General features: G+C 67.1%; 1 protein-coding gene. It reads right to left on the minus strand.

What is annotated here, in order from left to right:
* A partial coding sequence (locus HLUSI_RS0102405; protein ID WP_016832456.1) for an aminotransferase-like domain-containing protein occupies positions 1-538 on the minus strand: 538 nt, incomplete at its 3' end.
* Between the last annotated feature and the right edge of the window lie 39 nt (positions 539-577).

Below are 577 nucleotides of genomic sequence, written 5' to 3' on the forward strand. Positions count from 1 at the left end.
CGGCCGGCGGCGCGACGATGTAGCCGAGTCGCAGACCGGGGAAGGCGATCTTCGAAAATGTGCCCATATGCAGCACGCGGCCGCTGCGGTCGAGCGAGGCCAGCAAGGCCAGCGGCGTGCCGCTGTAGCGGTATTCGCCGTCGTAGTCGTCTTCCAGGATATAGCTCTGGTTGGCTTCGGCCCAGGCCAGCAGATCAAGCCGGCGTGCCGATGCGGCGCGCGGATAACCGGGATTTTCCATTGCCGCCGTGTCGCCCGGATTGAGCAGCAATTGCGCGCACATGAACAGCGCCTGCTGGGTGCCGGCGGTGATGATGATCTGGTCCGGATCGCACACCAGTCCGCGCGAATTGCGCAGGTAGCCGGCCAGCATTTCGCGTAACTGCGGATCGCCGGCAGGATCGCTGTAGCCGATGCGGTTCTCGGTGCCGCGCCGCCAGAAATCAGCCTGCAGGCGCGCCCAGACGTCGCCCGGGAACAGGTCCAGCGCCGGCACGCCGATGCGGAAGGTGCGCGGTTTGCCGGGCGGCGGCAGCACCTTGGCGGGATGTAGCCCTCGGCGTACAGCTGGTCGTAG

The sequence above is a fragment of the Herbaspirillum lusitanum P6-12 genome (assembly GCF_000256565.1).
In the GTDB taxonomy this organism is placed as follows: domain Bacteria; phylum Pseudomonadota; class Gammaproteobacteria; order Burkholderiales; family Burkholderiaceae_D; genus Herbaspirillum; species Herbaspirillum lusitanum.